The sequence below is a fragment of the Streptomyces sp. NPDC031100 genome (assembly GCF_055570785.1).
The window spans coordinates 58,965-74,773 of record NZ_JBVIGN010000006.1; the positions used below are offsets into that span (position 1 = coordinate 58,965).

Below are 15,809 nucleotides of genomic sequence, written 5' to 3' on the forward strand. Positions count from 1 at the left end.
GCGGGAGCACGCGGCATGCTCGTGTGAGCCCTGGATGCGCCCCTGTCTGCGCGACGAGAATGCGCCATGCCCGTGGACGGGTGGCCGGTTCACGGCCTCCCCTCGCCCAACTCCAGAGAAGGCAGGTCGGCCCTGATGCTGTTGCGACTGCCCACGTCCGTGTCCGAGGCACAGGAGTGCCTGACCGAGGGAGCCGTGCCGATCGGCGGGGCGACCCTGCTGTGGGCCGAGTGGCAACGGGACGGCTTCCCCGCACAGGCCATGTCGCTGCGCAGCCTCCCGGAGGCCAATGTCCTCGGTCGCGAGACGCTGGGCGCCGCGGTGGTCCTGAACCGGATCGACGACCGGGTACCGGACGTGCTGCGCCTGGCCGCCGCCACGATCGGGACCGGCGCCGTACGGCGGACGGCGACGGTCGGCGGCAACCTCGTCGGCAGCACACTGCGCTGCCTCCTGCCGGCGGCCCTCGTCCTGGAGGCGCGTGCGTCGATCCTGGGACCCGAGGGCGTCCAGGAGACCGACCTGGCCGAGCTGGTCGCCAAGCGCCCCCTCCTGCTGAGCATCCATTGGCGCGAGCCCCTCGCCAGCACCTACCGCAAACTCCCGGCCGAACCGGGCGGCAGGCCCCCGCTCGCCGTCGCCGCGGCCCTGCACACCGACGACGGCGGCCGGAACCGCCTCCAGGTCGCGGTGCGCGACGGCTACGACGTGATCGGCGGCACGACTCTGTACGACACCGGCGCCGACACCGAGGACACGCTGCGCGAACTGCGGAGGACGGGGTTGGGTGAACTCCCGGCCGGCGCATGGGAGATCGTCGGCCGACAGGTGACTGAACTGATACGTGGCTCCGCAGGCCGCTGAGGGATCCGGCGGCTCCCCCGGCTCCCGGCCCCCGCGGCTCCCGGGGGCCCTTGCTCCTGGCGGACCGCCGGAGCAGGCTGGGCCGACGTGGGTGGGCTCAGCAGGCAGCGAGAGCATCCAGCATCGTCTTCGCGGTGACGGTCGCGTCGTAGTCCTCGCCTACACCCGGCACCAGGATGATGTCGCCGTCGATGTGGCGCGAGCGCAGCGGGGCGATCTCCTGGTAGCTGTCCGAGTTCCACCAGGCCTGAGCCTGGGCCATCGACGGGAAGCCGATCACCACGACGTGCCCGGGCCACGCACCCTCCTTCACCTCGTGCTGTGCACCGTGCACGAGGAACCGGCCGCCGTACGCTTCGAAGGTCGCCGTGACACGGGCGATGTACTCGGCTATCTCCCTGTGCGGGGCGGCTTCTTGCAGATGTGCAATCGCGAAGGCGGACATGTGATCCTCCCGGTCGATCGGTTCCTGACACCCACGATCCTGCCGCCGCAGCAGACGGGGGTCGATGACCTGGGAGGTAAGGGACCACGCGACGACGGCGATCGCCTACGTGTGGAACGACTCCGAGAACTGCTGGCCCGCGGCCGAGGACGAAGACGACCTCTTGGCAAGGACCTCAAGCCCGGTGACACCAATGGGCAGGGAGTTCGGGAGCGCTATCAGCCGCAGTGGCGCGCGTGCGCTCGGACAGCGCCTCCCGCCCCACTCCTTCGGGGGGTTTGCCGGCCGCTTCCCCGCCGGACGGCTCGCCGCGCGCGAACATGGCGAGCGCTCACGGCCTCGGGGGGACCGTCGAACAGGGGGAACACGTGAAACTACGCAAGTGCATCGCTGTGCTCGCTGTCGCTCTTGCCGCGACCTTCGCAACGGCTGTCGCACCCGGCGCCGGAGCCGCCGAACCGACCGTCCCGGACGATCCGACCCCGGCGGCCGCCGCCCCGCGCGCGGTAGGTCCCTTCCAGGTCAGAAACCAGGGCGTCGGCCGCTGCATGGGCTTCCCGTACGGTGACGACCGCGTCCGGCTGTGGGACTGCTACGACGCGCCGTTCCTGCTCTGGGACCTGGTCGCCGACGGCCGCGGGCGCTACCACCTGGTGAGCCGCAGGAACGGCGATTGCTTCGCAGGCTGGGCCCAGGGCCCGAACGGCTGGTCGACGTGGCTGTCGCCCTGCGACAACACCTTCTCCAACCCCGACCAGCTCTGGTACGTCCACCCGGCGGACCACGTGGGCGCCGGGCCCATCTCCAACCTCTTCGGCCGCGTCCTGGAACCCGAGCACGGCCCCGGGGGCGGACAGGAGCAGGCCCGCGTGGAGATCTGGGACAACCAGGGCCTGCCGAACCAGCAATGGACCCTCAAGTACATCCAGTGAGGACCGGTAGCGACGTCAGGGTGCCGGTCGCGGAACATGGTGCAGAGCTGCGGGGTTGTCTGGGATCGGGGGAGCATCGGTGGCTGAGGATGCCGGTACGACTGACGGGTGTCTGGCGTGTGACCTCATGGCCGGCAAGGCTCCGCTGCCGGGCGGGAGCGTACTGCGGACTGGCTCCTGGGTTGTCGAGCACTGCGTCGGGCCGCTGGGCCTTGGCACCGTTGTGGTCAAGCCGACTCGGCATGTGGTGCATGTCGCCGAGTTGACGGCGCAGGAGTCCAGCGAGCTGGGGCCCCTGTTGCAGCGGGTGAGCGCGGCCGTCACCGAGGTGATGGCCCCGGAGCAGGTGTACGTGTGCCTGTGGTCGCATGCCGGCGGGGTTCCCGGCCACATCCACTTCGTCGTGCAGCCCGTACGGAAAGAGGACATGGCCCGGTTCGACGCTTTCGGTCCCGCACTGCAGGTGGCCATGGGTGAGGCGGGGTGTTTCGCGGAGGCGGCGGAGGTAGAGCGGGTCTGCGACCGGTTGAGGAAAGCCCTCAGCTGAACTGGTTCTGACGCTGCCGCGGGTGAGCGCCGCCGCGGCACAGACGAAGCGTGGAGGGCGGAAGCCTCCGGGAGCGGGAGGGTGTTGGGGTGCGCCTCTCTCGGGGCGCCGAGGTCAGCGCTCGGGCTTGGGGGGCCGCTGCATCAGCGCGGCGGCGGCCTCGGCGAGAGTGACCTTCTCGCGCAGCAGCGCGGCGATGATGCCGGTGATCGGCATCTCGATGTTGTGGGCGTGGGCGAGTCCGAGGATCGCCTCGGCCGACTTGACGCCCTCGGTGGTCTGCCGGGTGGCGGCCACGGCCTCGTGGACGTCCAGACCGCGGCCGAGGTGAGTGCCGAAGGTGCGGTTGCGGGAGAACGGCGACGAGCAGGTGGCCACCAGGTCACCCAGACCTGCCAGGCCGGCGAGGGTGGAGGGGTGGGCGCCCATGGCGGTGGCCAGCCGGGTCGTCTCCGCCAGGCCTCGGGTGATGAGCAGGGCCTGCGCGTTGTGGCCCAGGCCCATGCCCGTGGCGATGCCGACCGCAAGGGCGATGACGTTCTTCACTGCGCCGCCCAGCTCGCAGCCGATCACGTCGGAGCTGGTGTACGGCCGGAAATAGGGCGTGTGGCACGCGGCCTGGAAGCGACGGGCGACGTCTTCGTCCGGGCAGGCGACGGTGGCGGCGGCAGGCTGGCCTGCCATGATCTCGCGCGCCAGGTTCGGCCCCGACAGCACGGCAATCCGCTGGGCACTGGCGCCGGTCACCTCGGCAATCACCTGACTGGCCCGCAGCCCGGTGGCCTTCTCGATGCCCTTCAACAGCGACACGATCACAGTGCCGGGACCGATGTACGGAGCCCACGCTGTGAGGTTGGCCCGCAGGGACTGCGCAGGAATGGAGAGTACGAGGTAGTCCGCCCCGTGGAGCGCCGCCATCGGATCAGTCGTGGCCGTCAGGGAAGCGGGCAGCTCGGTGTCCGGCCAGTAGGCCGGGTTCCGGTGGCTGCTGTTGATCGCGTCGGCGATCTCGTCCCGGCGAGCGTGCATCACCACGTCGGCGCCGGCGTCGCCCAGGATCTTGGCGACGGCCGTACCCCACGAGCCGGCCGAGAACACCGCCGCGCGGGCAGAGCAGTTCTGGCTCACCGCGGGGTCCTCTCGTTTGTTGTGGATTTCGTCGCCGGGGTGGCGGCTCGGCTGGGCCATCGTATGGTCTGCGCTGGGCGCCTTCGGTGAAGTGCGGGCGCGCCGCCTTCTTTCGCCCACATGCTGACTCACCTGCAGGGCGCCCAACTTCCGACATGGATCGAGTCGGCGACCGCCACCACGGGGCTGCCCAGCCTCCGCCGTTTCGCCCATCGCTCCGTAATTCGATTGCTGGACTTGGCCAGGTCCTTACGATCGAGGAGTGACGATCGAGTACGAGTGGCGGGGCGACTTCGACAACGCCGCCCTCAACGCGCTGCATGCTGACGGCTTCGGTCACCCGGTCGCCGAGACCGACTGGCGAGAACGACTTGACCGCCACAGTCTTGGCTGGGTCTGCGCCTGGGAAGGCGGCTCGATGGTCGGCTTCGTCAACGTGGTCTGGGACGGCGGAGCACACGCGTTCATCCTGGACACGGTGGTCGCCCGGCATCGCCAAGGATCAGGGGTTGGTGGCGCGCTGGTCGCAGCTGCGGCTCACGAAGCTCGTGGCGCGAAGTGCGAATGGCTCCACGTTGACTTTGAGGAGCACCTGCGTCCGTTCTATTTCGATGCCTGCGGTTTCAAGGAGACGACAGCCGGTCTCATTGCCCTGTAACACTGCGGGCCAACCTTGGGTCCAGGATGCGCAGGCCAGAAGCGGGATCAACGAGTCATCGTCAGACCACTGACCCAACCTCAGAAGCTGTGTCTGAGGCCTGCATGACAGGACCAAGCGGCTCGGATGAGCCATCTATGCTGGCCTACAGCAGGACAGGGGGAAGGGGCAGCTGGTGGACTGGTTCTGGTGGGTTCTCATCATCTTCTGGACGGGTGGCTTCGCGTGGGCAGCCGAAAATGTCCGTACCGCACTGCGTAATCGGCATGAGCGCAAGTTGCAGTTGCTGGAGGCGGCGAAGGAGGAACGGTTGGCCGTCGAAGCGGCGCACAAGCCGCCGGAGCCAGTGTGCGGATGCACGCACCATCTGGCTAAGCACGACAAGCAGGGCCAGTGCCACGAACGCGTCGAAGTGCCAACGGCCTGGGATGAGAACAAGAGGCCGCTGCGCTACGAGGCCGGCCAGTGCAACTGCCAGCAGTACGTGGGACCGCAGCCTCTGTCGCACGTGTTCGCGGAGGACCTGACTGACCTCGCCTGACCAGGATGGGCAGGGACGGTGTTCCCCGGCTGCGGCTGATCGTGGTCACGGGAGACGATGCGGGGCCGCGGTTGTGTCGCGGGTGCGGTGGTTCGCTGATGCCGTCGGCGAAGGCGACGGCGGCGTTCTGTTCGTCGGCCTACCTCCACGTCCTGGGAGGTGCCGGCCGGGTGGCCGCGGACGACGCACGCGCCCGTGATGCTCGCCGGCCAGGCCCGCTTCCGGATGGTGCTGACACCCACTCGGCCGGGCTCCGTCAATTCCCCGCCGAGAAGGAGGAGTTGCTGCTCGCGGTCGCCCGCTTCGAGGCCGACCAGGTGCTGGAGGACCAGCCCTGCCTCGGGTGCCGGGACTCGTGGGAGGCGTGGCAGCAGTGGCGCGATCTGGTGCGGGCACCTGCCGGCAGACGCGGACGTCGACACGCGCTCCGCGACGCTGCTCGCGGCGATGCAGAGCCGCGTGTCGATTCTGCAGCCGACGGGACAGGACTACCACCTGCGCGCTGCGCTCCACCAGGCGATCGGCGACCTGCGCCGCACCGCCGAGGCGCAGGGCGGCGCGCCGGCCACAGCCGTGGTCGAGTACGGCAGGGCCTCGGTGGCGAGTCCGGGGCGTCCTGTCAGGGCAGGAGGAGCAGCTTGCCGATGGTGCGGCGCGTGGCGTGGTCGCGATGAGCTTGGGCGGTCGGCCAGTGCGTAGGGACCGGCGATCCGTGGGGTGACCTTGGCGCTGACGACCGGGGCGAAGACCTCGCCGGTACGAGCCAGCAGGGACACGCGGTCGGGGGCATGGCAGAACACTGCGGGGGCAGTCGGCGCGATACTGCGGTCAGGTCTGTGGGCTGGAGCGAGGGCGCACCCATCAGGCTGCCGCGGAAGGCGTTCGCGCCGTGGCGGCGCAGCGCCGGCTGCGAGGAGCGGAGCGTGTCCGGGCCGCCGTTGCCGTCGACGACCTGCGCGAGGCGTCGTGCGATGCCGATGGCGTGGGCCGCTCCGCTGCCGGCGCCGGGGCGGGCGAGACCGACCCGGCGGCGGCAGCGGTTGTCGGAGCACCGTGGAGGAGCGGCTCAGCGGACCGTCACGTTGAAGACCGGTGAGGCTGTGTTGCCGCTGACGACACGCAGGTCGTTCTTGCCCTTCAGGCCGAGCTTGACGCCCAGCGAGTAGGAGCCGTTCCGCGAGACGGGGGCGGACGCGGGCAGGGCGACCCATTTGCCGCGCTGCTTCTGCTGCAAAGTCACTTTGCTGCCCGCCTTGAGACCGGTGGTCTTGCCCGTGACCCGGAACGACTGCCAGGCGCGGACCGAGGACGCCGACGGCGTGGCAGTGATGCCGGCCTTGGCGGCCGGGGCCTTGTGTGCGACGACGACCGGAGAGGCGGTGTGCGCGGCCGGGGTGGCCGCCATCGCGGTGCCCGCGATGGCGAGGGAGGCCATGCCGAGGGCACCAACGACGGCTATGCGCAGGGAGCGCCGCTTCGAGACCATCACAGATCTGTCCCTTTCTGGGGTGAGAACAGCTTTTCGCGCCAAAGGAGATGTACGTGTCGATTGGCGTAGTCACTAGAAACGACGACACAGCGGAGGCAGGCGTTCATCGCCTCTTTGTCGCTGTCTTGTAACAGCGGAGCGGCTTGGGGTTACGACTGCCCATGGAATGGCCGGTCAAGCGAGGTGAGGAGCAGACCTGGCCGATCCAGGAATCGCCATCGGTCATGCTGAACACGCCCCCTCCCCGGGCGCGGACGGGGGGAGCGGACGAACGGCGATCAGGCCGTGTCGGAGACTTCCTGCGGCGTGTCGAGGCCGTCGGCTGTCCGCCCCGGCGCGTCGGTGGCGGGCTGAACCCGCGCCGACCGGGTGCCGCCGCTCGAAGGACCGCGGTCCGCGGGAAGGCGTCGTACGACTTTGGAGACCCAGGACGGGGTGTGCGCGCGTAGGTAGCGCCGGGCGCGGACACGGGCCCGCGCCAGCTGCAGCAGGGCCTGGGCGGCGGCCGGGGTCGGATCGGTGAGGTCGTCGGTCACGGCCACTTCGACACCGCCGTTGTACTGCGCCGACAGGTTGTAGAGGAAGGTGCCCAGCGTCGCCAGGCCCGTGCCCAGGACGACTTCCAGAGTGACGACGCCGATCGCGATGGCCAGGACGGTGGACAGCGACGGCAAGGCGTCCGGGGCCATGGCTTCCAGCAACATGCAGACGACGATCGTGGTGACGACCGCGACCACGCCGAGCCCGGCCAGGAGCAGGAAGCTCGTCACCATCACCGACCAGGGATCTCCCTCGCAGATGCGCAGCCGTATCGTGCGCGGGCCGGCGGCGGGAGGCTCACCGGGCGATATCAGTCGACGCCGGGCACCTGGTGCCGAGCGACTCCGTGCGCTGGGTGCCCACGGCGGCGTCAGGGGGCCGCCTTCCCCCAGGCCGTACCGGCCCGCGGAGAGGCGCGGGCCGATCCGGGGTGTCGGCGCCGAATGGGCGTACTGTCGGCCGCAGGCCATGACCTCGTGGGAGCGGGCACAGAGACGGCCGACTGCTACGTGGCGAACATCGCCGCGCAGGGCATACAGGTGGGCGTTCGGCGGAGCGCAGCCATCGGGCCTGCGGTTGTCGACGGCTGACAGCTGAGACGGTCCGGGTGCCCGCCTTGCGCGGGCACTCCATGTCCGTGCAAGCCTCTCGGCGCCCTCAGCGCGATCCCCGCTCGCCGTCCGTCCCTCGCGCGAGCAGCAGGAGGGCGTCGACCAGGTCCTCCGCGGGGCTGCCGGTGGCCAGGCGGCGCAGTTGAAGACCCATCACCAGGGCGACCGTGGTGGCCGCCAGGCGTTCGGCGTCCGGCACGCCGAGGGCCGTGAGGATCTGGGCGGCGAGCCGGTCGTAGGCCCTGAACGCCTCCGCCGCCGCCTCGCGCAGCCGCTCGTCCCGCCCGGCGTGCAGGTACAGCTCGAAGGGGGCGAGATGGGCGCTGTCGAGGGCCGTGCCGCACGCGACCTGGCCGGCCAGGGACGCCGCGTCCTCGATGTCGATGTCCTCGGTCTGGCACTGGTCGGCCAGCTCGGTGAAGTACCGCGCCTCCTCGCGCACGAAGTACAGCAGGCTTTCGCGCAACAGGTCGTGCTGGGTCTCGAAGTGGTACGTGACCGAGCCGAGCGACACTCCGGCTTCCCTGGCGATCCGCCGGTTGGTGACCGCCGCGACCCCGTCCTCGCCGATGATCTGGAGGACGGCCGTGATGATGCGCTGGCGTGTCGAGGTGGAGGCGGGGAGGGCGGCGTTCGGCATGCCGTCCATTCTTCCATCAGGGCTTGACCACATCGGACGCAGTGCGGTGTGCGCCCCCCAGGTGGACAGGACCCCTCACCCTCCCTATTGTTCGTTCGAACGAACAGACTGGAGGATGGCCGTGCACATTGCTGGGGCAACTGTTCTGCTGACCGGAGTCACGGGCGGGATCGGCGGCGCGCTCGCTGCCGAGATGTCCGCGCGCGGTGCGAAGCTCGTGCTCACGGGCCGTCGGCGCGAGGCGCTGGAACCCCTCGCCGAGCGCTACGGCGCGCGGACGATCCTGGCCGATCTCGGCGACGCCGACGACGTGCAGCGCCTCGCCCAGGAGGCTGCCGGTACCGACATCCTCATCGCGAATGCCGCCCTGCCCTCCAGCGGCGAGGTGCTCGACTACAGCCCGGACCAGATCGATCACGCGCTCGCGGTGAACCTGCGCGCGCCCGCGATGCTCGCGCGGCTGCTCGCTCCCGACATGGTGGCTGCCGGACGCGGGCACATCTGCTTCGTCGGATCGCTGTCGGGGATGGCGGCCACCAAGTCGTCGTCCCTGTACACGGCGACGAAGTTCGGGCTGCGCGGCTTCTCGCTGGCCTTCCGTCAGGATCTGCACGGCACGGGCGTCGGCGTGTCGATCGTCCAGCCGGGCTTCGTACGCGACCTGGGCATGTTCGCGAAGACCGGTTCACCAACGCCCGGCGGCGTGCGCACCGTTGCGCCGGAGCGGGTCGTCAAGGGCGTGACCCGGGCGATCGAGCGCGACGTCGCCGAGGTCAATGTGGCGCCTGTGGAGCTGAAGTTCCTCACCAAGATCGCTTCGCAGTTCCCCGGCTTCGCCGAGCGGGTGCAACGGCTGGCGGGAGCCGAGGAGACCGTGAACTCGATCGTGACGGCGCAGCAGTCGAGCCGGTGAGCCGTACGGCAGCAGGCCATCACGCGCGTGCCGTGATGGCCTGGCCGAGGTGACCGGCCTCCCCGGACCCCCTCACAGGGGTGTGTGGTCAGTCGAGGCCGAGTTCCGTCATCGTGCGCTCGGCCATGCGTCGTTCGCCGAGGGCGTTGGGGTGGACCGGGACGATGTTCTGCCCGAAGAGGAGCGGCTCGATCCAGCGGGTGCCGGCGGCCTGACAGGCGTCGTGGCCCTCGGATGCCTCGGCGAAGTCCACGTAGGTGGCCCCGGTCTCGTCGGCGGCGCGCTCGACGACGGCGTTGAGGTGCGCCTGCAGGGCGCGCAGGTACGGCACGTCGCCCGACGCGATCGGCAGTCTGACGAAGCACGACGGGTCCGCCTCGGCAGGCGTGATCCACGGATAGCCGAGAACCGCCACGCGGGCGTCCGGCGCCTTGGCGCGCACGCTGCGCAGAGCGGCCTTGAGCGCGGGGTACGTCTTCGCGTCGATCGCCTCGTCGAACGAGGTGCCGTACATGTCCTTGCAGGGGCTGCCCCTTCCGCCGCTCAAGACGCCCGCGGTGCCGCAGGCGAGGATGGCGTTGATGAAGGTGCCGTTGTCGTTGCCGCCGATCGTCAGTGTCACCAGGTCGGTGTCCTCGGTGACCGCGTCCACCTGAGGCGCGACGCCGGGGTACTGGGCCGAGGTGAAGTCCTTCGTCCGGGCGGCTCCGCAGGTGACGTCCGTCAGGCGGGCCTGCGTGCGGGAGGCGATCACGTGGGGGTAGTTGGCGGTGGAGCGCAGGCAGAGCAGGTTGCCGGGGTCGACGGGGAGAACGCCCGAGGCGGCGCTGTAACTGTCGCCGAGAGCGGCGTAGTTGAGGGATTCGGCGGCGTGGGCGGTGGAACCGGTGACGCTGAGGGCCAGGGTACCGACAGCGGCGGCTGTCGCGGTCATGACACGGCTCAGGGCATGCGGAGGCATGGTGTTCTCTCTTCTCGGGGTGGGGTACACGGAGCAGGCGGGCAGGGCGATGCCCGCGGGCATGCTGGTGCGCGAGAATGCGGCGGCTCGAGCAAGGGGAAGTGCCGGCCGGCGGGGCGTGGGCGCGAAGGCGCACGTCGACGGCCGTGAAGGACCGGTCGCGGGATTACCGCTCGGTTCTACTGCTAGGTAATGTGCGGGCGCCGGACCATCGAGTCAACATTGTTGACCCAACTTCTTGAATCGCTGACTGTCGCCGGAGGCGGGCGGAGCGCCACCTAAGCTGTGCCGCATGCTGCAGACCGGATCCGGTTCCACCACCCGCGATGCCATCCACACCGCCGCGGCCCGGCTGTTCCGGGACCAGGGGTTCGCCCGCACCACCGTCCGCCGGATCGCAAGCGACGCCGGGACCGACCCGGCGCTGGTGATCCGTCACTTCAAGAGCAAAGAGCTGCTGTTCCTGGAGACGATGCACCTGACCATCGATGACGCACCGCTGCTCGACGTCCCGCTGGACCAGCTGGGCGAACGGCTCGCCGAACTCCTCCTCGACCTCGACGGAGCCGCCCGGGGCATCTTCCTGGCGCTGGTGCACGGCAGCAACGAACCGCAGATCCTCGACCGCCTGCGCGAGACCCACGAGCACCTGTTCATCGAGCCCCTGCGCGGCCGTCTGTCCGGCCCCGACGCCGATCTGCGGGCACGGCTGGCGGCATCGATGGCCGGCGGACTGCTCTACGCCCTGTGGGTGGCGAGGGACGACGTCCTGCTCCGCACCGACCGCAAGGAACTCATCACACGCTACGGCGCCCTCCTCCAGGAAGTCCTGACCCCCCGTCCGTGACCGCGGCCGCGCCTCCGGCTCACCCGTCCTTCTCGGCCTCCTCTGCGGGTGGCCGCCGCAGGCGGGGAGCCAGGGAGACGGCGCCGGCGGTGAGCGTCAACGCGAACAGGACGAGGGCGATGCGGAGGGGTGGTCCCAGCGTCCTGCTCCCGTCCGCCGAACCGTTCAACCGACGAGAAATCCCGGACAAGATGGGGTGTTCCTCCAGTGTCCTCCGGCCTTGGGAGGGACCGAGACTGCCTCCCATGACGAACCAGGCGCCTGCCGCATGACCGCCACCCTCGCCCGCCGTGTCGCCGCCGAGGCGGTCGGCACCGGGCTGCTCGTGGCCGTGGCCGTCGGCTCCGCGGCCCAGGCCGCCCAGCTGTCGCACGACGCGGGTGTGCAGCTGCTGGCCTGCTCACTCGCCGCGGTCTTCGGCCTCGGCGTGCTGATCACGCTGCTGGGACCGGTGTCCGGCGGGCACCTCAACCCCGCGGTCACACTGTCCGCCTGGTTCGTCGGCCGCCGGCACGGCACCGGACCGGCCCTGCGGGAGGTCGCCGCATACGTACCGGCGCAGGTGGCCGGTGCGCTCGGCGGTGCCGTTCTGGCCGACGCCATGTTCGCGAGGCCGCTCGTGAGGCTGTCCGTCCAGGAGCGGTCCGCCGGACACCTGTGGCTGGGCGAGGTCGTCGCCACGGCAGGGCTGATCCTCCTCGTCCTCGGTCTGGAGCGCACCGGCCGGGCCCGTCTGACACCGGTCGCCGTGGCCGCGTACATCGGATCGGCCTACTGGTTCACCTCCTCCACCTCCTTCGCCAACCCGGCGATGACCATCGGCCGCGCCGTCACCGACACCGCCGCCGGGATCGCCCCCGCCTCCCTCGCCCCGTTCGTCGCGGCCCAGTTGCTCGGTGCCGGAATCGGGCTGGGTGCCGCGGCGGTGCTGTTCGGGCGCCCTGCTCCGAGGCGAGCTGACGTCGCCGTCCCGGCCGGTCGCACCGAAGCGGTGTCCGGCCGACTCCGTCCGGACTCTTGACCAACCCTCGTTCCGCACCGCCATACTGACGGCCGAATCGATGTGGCCAAATCGATTTGGCCGCCGTCCCGGCCGGATCGTCGAGGCCTGAGCCGAGCGAGCCGAACGGAGCCCGCGCGTGTCCAGTCCCGTACATCCCGTCGACGAGTCCCGCCCCCTCGGACGGATCCTCCTCTTCGGCGTCCAGCACGTCCTCGTCATGGCGGCGACGCCGATCTCCGCGATCTTCCTGATGAGTGCCACCCTCCGGCTGAGCCCACGGCTCACCGTCGACCTGCTCTCGGCGGCGCTGCTGCTGTCGGGGATCGGTTCGCTGGTGCAGTCCCTCGGCCCCTGGAAGTTCGGGCCGCGGCTGCCGTTCGTGATGCTGCCCGGCGGTGCGCCGCTGATCCTGTTCATGGCCATCGCGCAGCAGCACGGACTGCGCACGGCCACCGGCGCGGTGATCCTCACCGCCGCCTTCACCTTCCTGGTGCTGCCGCTGTTCGCACGGCTGCTGAGGTTCTTCCCGCCGCTGGTCATCGGCACGATGATCGTGATCGTCGGGGTGAATCTGGTGCGGGTCGGAGCGCTGCTGGTCACCGGTCGGCCCGGCACGCCGGGGTTCGGCGATCCGGCCCGGCTCGGGCTGGCGTTCGCGACGATCGGGCTGATCGTGGTCTTCACCCGGCTGCTGCGCGGAGTCCTGCGGCAACTCGCCGTCCTGCTGGGCCTGGTCGCGGGCACGGCCCTGGCCTTCGCCTTCGGCCAGGTCCACCCGGGCGGGCTCATGTCGGGCCAACTGGTGGGCGTGCCAAGGCCGTTGCCCTTCGGGGCGCCGGTCTTCGACGTCCTCGCCGCGCTGCCGCTGATGGTGTACAGCCTGGCGTCCATGGCGGAGGCGACGGGGCAGACCGTCATCAACGCCGAGGCGGTGGGCAAGGACATCGACATCCGCTCGGACGTGCCGCGCACGGTCCGCGGGGACGCCCTGACATCGCTGCTCGGCGGCTTCCTCGGGCTGCCGCTGATGGTCACGAGCGGCGAGAACATCGGCATCGTGCGGGTCACCGGAGTGCGCAGCCGGTACGTCACCGCAGCCGCCAGTGTCGTACTCGTCGTGCTCGGCTTCCTCACCCCCGTCGCGCGGGCGATCAGTGTGATGCCGTCGGCCGTGGTCGGGGGCGCCGCGATGGTCGTCTTCGCGGTGATCACGGTACTGGGCGTGCAGATGCTGGGCCGGGCCCGGCTTCAGGATCACACGGCCATGGTGACCTGCGCGGTCGCGCTCGCGCTGGGTCTGCTGCCGATCCTCGCTCCCGGCGTGTACGCCGGGTTCCCGTCCGGCGTGCGGATACTGCTGGAGAGCGGGGTGGCCGTGGGCGCCCTGGTCGCGGCCGTCCTCAACGTCCTGTTCCACCACGTGGGGCGCCACACCCCGGGCGTCGGGGCGCTGCCGGCCGACGAGCCCTCTTCGGCGGCCCACACATGACCCGCCTCCCCCGCCGCCCCGTTCACCCGGCCGAAGCATGGAACACCATGACCGACCTGTCCCCCGACCAACTTCGCGACGAGGCGCTGCTGCTGGTCCCCGACGAGACACTGACGCCCGACGGGCTCATGGACCAGCACGCGGTGGTGGTGCGGGACGGTGCGTTCCTCGATGTCGGCCCCGCCGGGCGGATGGCCCGTACGCACCCGTCGCTGACGCCCGTCCGGCTGCCCGGTCACGTGCTGATGCCCGGATTCGTCGACACCCACCACCATCTGACGCAGAGTTTCGGCTGCGCCCTCGCCTTCGGGGAGCCCTCGGAGATCTTCCGCCGGGTGTGGGTGCCGCTGGAAGGGGCGCTCGACGAGGAATCGGCCTACGTGGCCGCGAAACTGGCCGCGCTGGAGTCGCTGCGGGGCGGGTTCACGACGGTCGCCGAGGCGGGTACCCGGGCCGCGGTCGACGTGGACGTGGTGGCCTCGGCGGCGCGTGATGCCGGGATCCGCTGCGTGCTGGGGCTCGTCTGCAACGACACCTCCGACGGCACCTGCGAAGAGGCCGACCCGCAGGCCGTGCTCACCGCCGCCGAGAAACACCTGGCGCGCTACGGCGGCGGCGACCTCGTCCACCCGTCGCTCGCCGTCTCCGTGCCGGAGGCCGCGACCGCACGCACTCTGGCGGCCACCGCGCGCCTCGCCGCCGAGGCGGGCACGGTCGTACAGATCCATGTGAACGAACACCTCGTCGCCGTCGAACGCTCCCTGGTGCGCCATGGGCTACGGCCCCTGGAGTATCTGCACCAAGCAGGCGCGCTGGGCCCGCAGTTGCTCGCCGCGCACGCCACGCTGCTCACCCCGTCCGAGGTCACGCTGCTCGCCGACAGCGGTGCGGCGGTCAGCTACAACCCGGTCGCCAGTGCCTGGAAGGGCAACGCGGTGGCCCCGGCGACGACCTTCGCCGAGCGCGGCATCCCGTTCGGGCTGGGTACCGACGGGACCCGGGGCGACGGCTTCCGGCTCGCGGACGCCGCGGAGTTCGCGCAGCGGCTCGGCTACGGCCTGGCCAGCGGCGACTCCTCGTGCGGCGCCGGCTGGACCTGGCTGGACCGGGCCACCGCGGGCGGCGCGGACGCGGCCGGTCTGGGGCGGCTCACCGGACGGGTGGCGGCCGGTGCCGCGGCCGACTTCCTGCTGGTGGACATCACCGGGCCGGAGATGCAGCCGTCCTGGGACCGGCCCTGGGAGCTGGTCAGGCGGGGCAACCGGGACCAGATCACCGCCGTGTTCGTCGCCGGGCGGCTGCGGTTGTGGCGGGGCCGGCCGCTGGACTGGGACGGGCCGGGACTGGTCCGGCAGGCCGCGGATCTGGCCTCGCATGTGGTCCGGCGTGCCCAGGTGACCCGCACCCATCCGACCTCGGTCGTGGCGCGGAGCCGGGCGGCGGGGCAGCTTGGCGAGCCGGGCACGGCGCCGGCCGGGGGCGGTGGGCGATGAGCGGTGCTGCGCTGACGGTGCTGGCGCTGACCGTGGCCGCGGCCGCGTTCGTGCAGGGCACCAGCGGCCTCGGGTTCGCACTGATCGTCGCGCCTGTCGCCGGGCTGCTCGACCCGGGGCTGCTGCCCGTGTTCGTCCTGACCGCGATGGTCCCGCTCAATGTGTACGTCGCCTGGCGGGAGCGGCACAGCCTCGATGTGCGCGGGGCCGGGTGGATCACTGCGGCACGGCTGGCGGCGACACCGGCGGGGCTGGCCCTGCTCTGGGTGATCCCGAGCGGGGACCTCGGGGTCGTCGTCGGTGCGTCGACGGTGCTGGCGGCGCTGGTGAGTCTCGTCGTGCCCTCCTTCACGCCGGGCCGCGGTGCCTATCTGGGTGCGGGAGTCCTCACGGGGCTGACGGAGACGGCGACAGGCGTGGGCGGCCCGCCGCTCGCCCTCGTCTACCAGCACCGGCCGCCGGGCGAGCTGCGCGCAACGGTCGCCGCCTGCTTCCTCGTCGGCGAAATCGCCTCGCTCGCCCTGCTGTTCGCCGCCGGGCGCGCAGAGGCTGCGCAGGCGGGCCGGGCGGTGCTGCTGCTGCCTGCTCTGGCGGCGGGGGCGTGGCTGAGCCGCCTGGTGCACCGGCGGGTCGACGCGCGGAAGATGCGCGCTTTCGTGCTGGTCTTCGCGCTGGTGTCGGGGGTGGTGCTGATGGCGGGTGCCTGAC

At 71.1% G+C, this 15,809-nt stretch carries 18 protein-coding genes; 11 read left to right on the forward strand and 7 right to left on the reverse strand.

Annotated features, from left to right (window positions below; translation table 11 throughout):
* Positions 1-135 precede the first annotated feature (135 nt).
* Entirely contained in the window at positions 136-864 is a 729-nt protein-coding gene (locus ACZ5DS_RS18410; RefSeq protein WP_468239447.1) for an FAD binding domain-containing protein, read from the forward strand.
* Positions 865-961: 97 nt separating this feature from the next.
* Here ACZ5DS_RS18410 and ACZ5DS_RS18415 read toward each other — a convergent pair whose 3' ends face one another.
* Positions 962-1,309, reverse strand: coding sequence for a DUF1330 domain-containing protein (locus ACZ5DS_RS18415; RefSeq protein WP_468239448.1), 348 nt, complete (start codon positions 1,307-1,309; stop codon positions 962-964).
* 368 nt (positions 1,310-1,677) lie between these two features.
* Here ACZ5DS_RS18415 and ACZ5DS_RS18420 point away from each other — a divergent pair, with 368 nt between their 5' ends.
* Together ACZ5DS_RS18420 and ACZ5DS_RS18425 are read left to right on the forward strand one after the other, a co-directional pair.
* On the forward strand, positions 1,678-2,241 hold the full coding sequence (locus tag ACZ5DS_RS18420) for an RICIN domain-containing protein (RefSeq protein WP_468239449.1): 564 nt from the start codon (positions 1,678-1,680) through the stop codon (positions 2,239-2,241).
* A 244-nt stretch (positions 2,242-2,485) separates the two neighbouring features.
* Positions 2,486-2,788 (forward strand): hypothetical protein, encoded by a 303-nt coding sequence (locus ACZ5DS_RS18425; protein ID WP_468239451.1) that lies wholly within the window; start codon positions 2,486-2,488, stop codon positions 2,786-2,788.
* Between the two features lie 114 nt (positions 2,789-2,902).
* Here the strand turns inward: ACZ5DS_RS18425 and ACZ5DS_RS18430 are convergent, their stop codons facing one another.
* Positions 2,903-3,916, reverse strand: a complete 1,014-nt coding sequence (locus ACZ5DS_RS18430; RefSeq protein WP_468239454.1) for an NAD(P)H-dependent glycerol-3-phosphate dehydrogenase — start codon at positions 3,914-3,916, stop codon at positions 2,903-2,905.
* Positions 3,917-4,178: 262 nt separating this feature from the next.
* Here ACZ5DS_RS18430 and ACZ5DS_RS18435 point away from each other — a divergent pair, with 262 nt between their 5' ends.
* Complete coding sequence (locus ACZ5DS_RS18435) at positions 4,179-4,574, forward strand: GNAT family N-acetyltransferase (RefSeq protein ID WP_468239456.1); 396 nt, start codon at positions 4,179-4,181, stop codon at positions 4,572-4,574.
* Positions 4,575-4,749: 175 nt separating this feature from the next.
* Positions 4,750-5,115, forward strand: a complete 366-nt coding sequence (locus tag ACZ5DS_RS18440) for a hypothetical protein (RefSeq protein WP_468239458.1) — start codon at positions 4,750-4,752, stop codon at positions 5,113-5,115.
* Between the two features lie 1,066 nt (positions 5,116-6,181).
* On the opposite strand, the gene ACZ5DS_RS18445 is transcribed toward ACZ5DS_RS18440, so the two are convergent.
* The 3 genes from ACZ5DS_RS18445 to ACZ5DS_RS18455 all read right to left on the reverse strand — a co-directional run bounded on the left by ACZ5DS_RS18445 (position 6,182) and on the right by ACZ5DS_RS18455 (position 8,395).
* A complete protein-coding gene (locus ACZ5DS_RS18445) occupies positions 6,182-6,601 on the reverse strand; it encodes a hypothetical protein (RefSeq protein WP_468240323.1) in 420 nt (139 codons plus the stop codon).
* A 281-nt stretch (positions 6,602-6,882) separates the two neighbouring features.
* Positions 6,883-7,377, reverse strand: coding sequence for a DUF3566 domain-containing protein (locus ACZ5DS_RS18450; protein WP_468240325.1), 495 nt, complete (start codon positions 7,375-7,377; stop codon positions 6,883-6,885).
* A gap of 424 nt (positions 7,378-7,801) precedes the next feature.
* On the reverse strand, positions 7,802-8,395 hold the full coding sequence (locus ACZ5DS_RS18455) for a TetR/AcrR family transcriptional regulator (protein ID WP_468239460.1): 594 nt from the start codon (positions 8,393-8,395) through the stop codon (positions 7,802-7,804).
* A gap of 121 nt (positions 8,396-8,516) precedes the next feature.
* Between ACZ5DS_RS18455 and ACZ5DS_RS18460 the strand changes: the two genes are divergently transcribed.
* Entirely contained in the window at positions 8,517-9,308 is a 792-nt protein-coding gene (locus tag ACZ5DS_RS18460) for an SDR family NAD(P)-dependent oxidoreductase (RefSeq protein WP_468240328.1), read from the forward strand.
* Positions 9,309-9,396: 88 nt separating this feature from the next.
* Here the strand turns inward: ACZ5DS_RS18460 and ACZ5DS_RS18465 are convergent, their stop codons facing one another.
* On the reverse strand, positions 9,397-10,269 hold the full coding sequence (locus ACZ5DS_RS18465; protein ID WP_468239462.1) for an SGNH/GDSL hydrolase family protein: 873 nt from the start codon (positions 10,267-10,269) through the stop codon (positions 9,397-9,399).
* 292 nt (positions 10,270-10,561) lie between these two features.
* Between ACZ5DS_RS18465 and ACZ5DS_RS18470 the strand changes: the two genes are divergently transcribed.
* On the forward strand, positions 10,562-11,116 hold the full coding sequence (locus ACZ5DS_RS18470; protein ID WP_468239466.1) for a TetR/AcrR family transcriptional regulator: 555 nt from the start codon (positions 10,562-10,564) through the stop codon (positions 11,114-11,116).
* Positions 11,117-11,135: 19 nt separating this feature from the next.
* On the opposite strand, the gene ACZ5DS_RS18475 is transcribed toward ACZ5DS_RS18470, so the two are convergent.
* On the reverse strand, positions 11,136-11,306 hold the full coding sequence (locus ACZ5DS_RS18475) for a hypothetical protein (protein ID WP_468239469.1): 171 nt from the start codon (positions 11,304-11,306) through the stop codon (positions 11,136-11,138).
* A 78-nt stretch (positions 11,307-11,384) separates the two neighbouring features.
* On the opposite strand from ACZ5DS_RS18475, the gene ACZ5DS_RS18480 reads away from it, so the two are divergent.
* The 4 genes from ACZ5DS_RS18480 to ACZ5DS_RS18495 all read left to right on the forward strand — a co-directional run bounded on the left by ACZ5DS_RS18480 (position 11,385) and on the right by ACZ5DS_RS18495 (position 15,808).
* Positions 11,385-12,137, forward strand: a complete 753-nt coding sequence (locus tag ACZ5DS_RS18480) for an aquaporin (protein ID WP_468239471.1) — start codon at positions 11,385-11,387, stop codon at positions 12,135-12,137.
* 118 nt (positions 12,138-12,255) lie between these two features.
* A complete protein-coding gene (locus tag ACZ5DS_RS18485) occupies positions 12,256-13,608 on the forward strand; it encodes a uracil-xanthine permease family protein (RefSeq protein WP_468239473.1) in 1,353 nt (450 codons plus the stop codon).
* 47 nt (positions 13,609-13,655) lie between these two features.
* Positions 13,656-15,101, forward strand: a complete 1,446-nt coding sequence (locus ACZ5DS_RS18490) for an amidohydrolase family protein (protein WP_468239476.1) — start codon at positions 13,656-13,658, stop codon at positions 15,099-15,101.
* On the forward strand, positions 15,098-15,808 hold the full coding sequence (locus tag ACZ5DS_RS18495) for a sulfite exporter TauE/SafE family protein (protein ID WP_468239479.1): 711 nt from the start codon (positions 15,098-15,100) through the stop codon (positions 15,806-15,808). The genes ACZ5DS_RS18490 and ACZ5DS_RS18495 overlap by 4 nt, the downstream gene beginning before the upstream one ends.
* The last annotated feature ends 1 nt before the right edge of the window (position 15,809 follow it).

Bases quoted from the DNA above. Each gene is read 5' to 3' on its own strand.
- ACZ5DS_RS18410 (WP_468239447.1), top strand. From the start codon at position 136: ATGCTGTTGCGACTGCCCACGTCCGTGTCCGAGGCACAGGAGTGCCTG.
- ACZ5DS_RS18415 (WP_468239448.1), bottom strand. From the start codon at position 1,309: ATGTCCGCCTTCGCGATTGCACATCTGCAAGAAGCCGCCCCGCACAGG.
- ACZ5DS_RS18445 (WP_468240323.1), bottom strand. From the start codon at position 6,601: ATGGTCTCGAAGCGGCGCTCCCTGCGCATAGCCGTCGTTGGTGCCCTC.
- ACZ5DS_RS18450 (WP_468240325.1), bottom strand. From the start codon at position 7,377: ATGGTGACGAGCTTCCTGCTCCTGGCCGGGCTCGGCGTGGTCGCGGTC.
- ACZ5DS_RS18455 (WP_468239460.1), bottom strand. From the start codon at position 8,395: ATGCCGAACGCCGCCCTCCCCGCCTCCACCTCGACACGCCAGCGCATC.
- ACZ5DS_RS18465 (WP_468239462.1), bottom strand. From the start codon at position 10,269: ATGCCTCCGCATGCCCTGAGCCGTGTCATGACCGCGACAGCCGCCGCT.
- ACZ5DS_RS18470 (WP_468239466.1), top strand. From the start codon at position 10,562: ATGCTGCAGACCGGATCCGGTTCCACCACCCGCGATGCCATCCACACC.
- ACZ5DS_RS18480 (WP_468239471.1), top strand. From the start codon at position 11,385: ATGACCGCCACCCTCGCCCGCCGTGTCGCCGCCGAGGCGGTCGGCACC.
- ACZ5DS_RS18490 (WP_468239476.1), top strand. From the start codon at position 13,656: ATGACCGACCTGTCCCCCGACCAACTTCGCGACGAGGCGCTGCTGCTG.
- ACZ5DS_RS18495 (WP_468239479.1), top strand. From the start codon at position 15,098: ATGAGCGGTGCTGCGCTGACGGTGCTGGCGCTGACCGTGGCCGCGGCC.